We start from the raw sequence: 3,523 nt of genomic DNA, 5'->3' as shown, positions 1-3,523 counted from the left end.
CCCAGGGAACCCTCGCCGCCGAAGGTGGCGCCCGCCTCCCGCCACGGCACGCCGGTGTCGATCAGCCGGAACACCTCGCGGACGGTGCCGCCGTAGCCGCGGTCCGGCTCGCGCCGCCACACCTCGGCGAACTCCGGCGCCAGGGTGTCCGGGTCGAGCGGGTGTCCGGTGCCCAGCCTGCGGGCCAGGTGTTCGGCGAGCACCAGTGCCAGGGCGGTGTCGTCGGTGTACGTCAGCGGCCCGTCACCGCGCTCCAGCGCGAGGATGTCCGCCTCGGTCACGTCGGAGTGCCCCTCGAACGGGGCGCCGAGCGCGTCACCGAGGGCGAGCCCCAGCAGCAGCCCCCGGGCACGGTCGAGCCGGGTGACCGTGGACATCTCCCACCTCCCGGGGTCCGTGACCACGGCGGTCACGGACCGTACGGGCAGGGTACCGTCCCGCGCGGGTATAGTCGTCCCGGTATGTCTGAACTCAGTGCGATGAGCCCGTCATGAGCGCGAAGCCTGTCGCGGGCACCGCGACCGCCGACGGGGCGGATGTGGCCGCCGAGGCCCGTCGCCGGCGCTCGTTCGCCGTCATCAGCCACCCGGACGCGGGCAAGTCCACGCTCACCGAGGCGCTGGCGCTGCACGCGCACGTGATCAACGAGGCGGGTGCGGTGCACGGCAAGGGCGACCGCGCGGGTGTGGTCTCCGACTGGCTGTCCATGGAGCAGGACCGCGGCATCTCGATCACCTCGGCGGCGTTGCAGTTCACCTACGGCGACACGGTGATCAACCTGCTGGACACCCCGGGCCACGCCGACTTCTCCGAGGACACCTACCGCGTACTGTCCGCAGTGGACTCGGCGGTGATGCTGCTCGACTCGGCGAAGGGGCTGGAGCCGCAGACGTTGAAACTGTTCGACGTCTGCCGCCACCGCGGCATCCCGGTGATCACGTTCATCAACAAGTGGGACCGGCCCGGTCGCGAGGCGCTTCAGCTGTGCGACGAGCTGACCGAGCGGATCGGGTTGCAGCCGATGCCGTTGACCTGGCCGGTCGGGATCTCCGGGCACCTCAAGGGCGTCCTCGACGTCACCGACGGGTCGTTCGTGCGCTACGCCCCCACCGCGGGCGGCGCGAGACGTGCCGAGGACGAACGGCTGGACGCCGACGCCGCCGGGGCGGAGTACGGCGAGGAGTGGGACCGGGCCGTCGAGGAGACCGAGCTGCTGACCGCCTCGGACGGCGGGTTCGACGCCGCGCGGTTCCGGGACGGTTCGGCCACGCCGGTGCTGTTCGGCGCGGCGGTGCGCAACTTCGGCGTGAAGCACCTGCTGGACCTGTTGGTCTCGCTCGCGCCGGCGCCGGAGCCGCGTCCGGACGTGGACGGGAACCCGCGCCCGCTGGACGCCGACTTCTCGGCGTTCGTGTTCAAGGTGCAGACCGGGATGGACCGCGCGCACCGCGATCAGGTGGCCTTCGCGCGCGTGTGCTCGGGGGTGTTCGAGCGGGGCATGGTGGTCACCAACGCGACCACGAAGAAGCCGTTCGCCACCAAGTACGCGCACCAGGTGTTCGGCTCGCAGCGTTCCACGGTGGAGACCGCGTATCCGGGCGATGTGATCGGTCTGGTGAACGCCTCGGCGCTGCGGGTGGGCGACACCCTCTACACCGGCAAACCCGCGGTGCGCTTCCCCGGTCTGCCGAGTTTCGCGCCCGCGCACTTCGCCGTCGCCCGGCCCGCCGACCTGAGCAAGGCCAAGCAGTTCCGCAAGGGCGTCGACCAGCTCGCCTCCGAGGGCGTCATCCAGGTGCTCACCTCGGACCTGCGCGGCGACGCCACCCCGGTGTTCGCCGCGGTGGGGCCGATGCAGTTCGAGGTCGCCGAGCACCGCATGGCCCACGAGTTCAACGCGCCGGTGCGGCTCGACCGTCTGCCGTACTCGACCGTGCGCAGGCTGGGCGACCCGGCGCAGCGCGCACTCGTGGACTCCGGTCGCAACAGCGAGGTCCTCACCCGTACCGACGGCGCCGACCTCGCCCTGTTCACCGACGACATGAGCATGCGCATCCTCCTGCGCACCCACCCGGACCTCTCCCTGGAACCCCTCGTCGCGGAAGGCACCTGACCGGGCCGGTCACCCTGCGTGTGTGCCGTGAAGGGCACTTTCCCTGCGCCTGACGCAGTGAATGTGCCCCTCGCTGCGTGACACGCAGGGAAAGTGCCCTTCACGGTTAACTCAGGAGGGGGAGGCGTGCGCGGGAGTCTGGGGGCGTCCGGGTTCTACGGGTGGCACATCGTCGGGTTCTCGGCGTTGATGGTCGCCACGACCGCACCGGGGCAGACAGCGGCCGTGTCGGTGTTCATCGACCCGATGCTGGCCGACCTGGGGATCAGCCGTTCGGCGATCTCGACCGCCTATCTGGTGGGCACTCTGACCGGGGCGGTCGCGATGCCCTTCGTCGGCCGCGCGCTGGACCGGTTCGGGGTGCGCCGGGTCATGGCGGTGATCGGTGCGGTCTTCGCGCTCGCCCTGTGCGCGCTGTCCGCGGTGAGCTCGATCGTGGGACTGACGGCGGGGTTCGTCGCCATCCGCATGGCGGGGCAGGGTGCACTCGGCCTGGCCGCGACGACCGCGGTCGCCCTGTGGTTCGACCGCAGGCGGGGCACCGCGATGGGGCTGGTCAACGCCGTCGGGGTCTCGCTGATCTCGCTGGCCCCGGTGCTGCTGGAGTCGCTGATCGCGCAGACCGGGTGGCGGCGTGCGTGGCTGATCGAGGGACTCGTCGTCGCCGCCCTGGTGCTGCCCGTGGCGCTGCTGGGGATGCGGGACCGGCCCGCCGACCTCGGCCAACGGCCGGACGGCAGGATCACCGACGCCGCGTCGCCGCCCCGCCCGGCCTGGGGACTCACCCGGGCCGTGGCGCTGCGGACGCCGTTCTTCTGGACGGTCACCGGCGGCATCGCCGCCACCGGAATGCTGTCCACGGCGATCAACTTCCATCAGATCGACCTGCTCACCGCGCACGGCCTGAGCACCGTGGAGGCGGCCGCGAACTTCGTCCCGCAGACCGTGGCGAACCTCGTGTCGACGCTCGGGGTGGGCATGCTGGCCGACCGCCTGCGGAGCCGGGTGCTCGTCGCGCTCGCCATGGCGTTCCTCGGTGGCGCACTGCTGCTGGGCACCTCGGTCACGCCGGGCCTGTCCGCCGTGGCGCTGGGCGTGTTGCTCGGCGCGGCGAACGGCAGTATCCGCGCCATCGAGGCCGCGACCTTCCCCCGGCACTTCGGCACCACCCACATCGGCGCGATCCGGGGTGTGGTCACCGGCGTCAGTGTGGGGTCCACCGCCTTCGGCCCGGTGCTGTTCGCCGTCCTGTACGAGGCCACCGGCAGCTACACGCCCGCGCTGCTCGGGGCACTGCCGTTGCCACTGCTGGTGATCGTGGCGGCGGTGTTCGTGCGCCCGCCGGAGGTACCCGCACCCGAGGGGCGGGCGGACGCCGTCGGGGTCGGCCCGGCCCCCGACGCGGGCGCG

Annotated in this window: 3 protein-coding genes; 2 read left to right on the top strand and 1 reads right to left on the bottom strand. The window is 72.2% G+C overall.

All coding sequences use genetic code 11. The annotated features are described in order from the left end of the window. A partial coding sequence (locus ACTIR_RS0105175; RefSeq protein WP_026453478.1) for an ADP-ribosylglycohydrolase family protein occupies nt 1-377 on the bottom strand: 377 nt, incomplete at its 3' end. Between the two features lie 113 nt (nt 378-490). Between ACTIR_RS0105175 and ACTIR_RS0105170 the strand changes: the two genes are divergently transcribed. Both ACTIR_RS0105170 and ACTIR_RS21840 read left to right on the top strand, forming a co-directional pair. Continuing rightward, nucleotides 491-2,113: a peptide chain release factor 3 gene (locus ACTIR_RS0105170; protein ID WP_026453477.1), complete on the top strand. Its 1,623-nt coding sequence runs from the start codon at nt 491-493 to the stop codon at nt 2,111-2,113. Between the two features lie 126 nt (nt 2,114-2,239). Continuing rightward, on the top strand, nt 2,240-3,523 hold a 1,284-nt coding region (locus ACTIR_RS21840; protein ID WP_065388544.1), incomplete at its 3' end, for an MFS transporter.

The organism is Saccharomonospora iraqiensis subsp. iraqiensis, assembly GCF_000430445.1.
GTDB lineage: Bacteria > Actinomycetota > Actinomycetes > Mycobacteriales > Pseudonocardiaceae > Saccharomonospora > Saccharomonospora iraqiensis.
The sequence above is the reverse complement of the archived record's forward strand: the minus strand, read 5'-3'. Positions and strand labels throughout refer to the sequence as shown.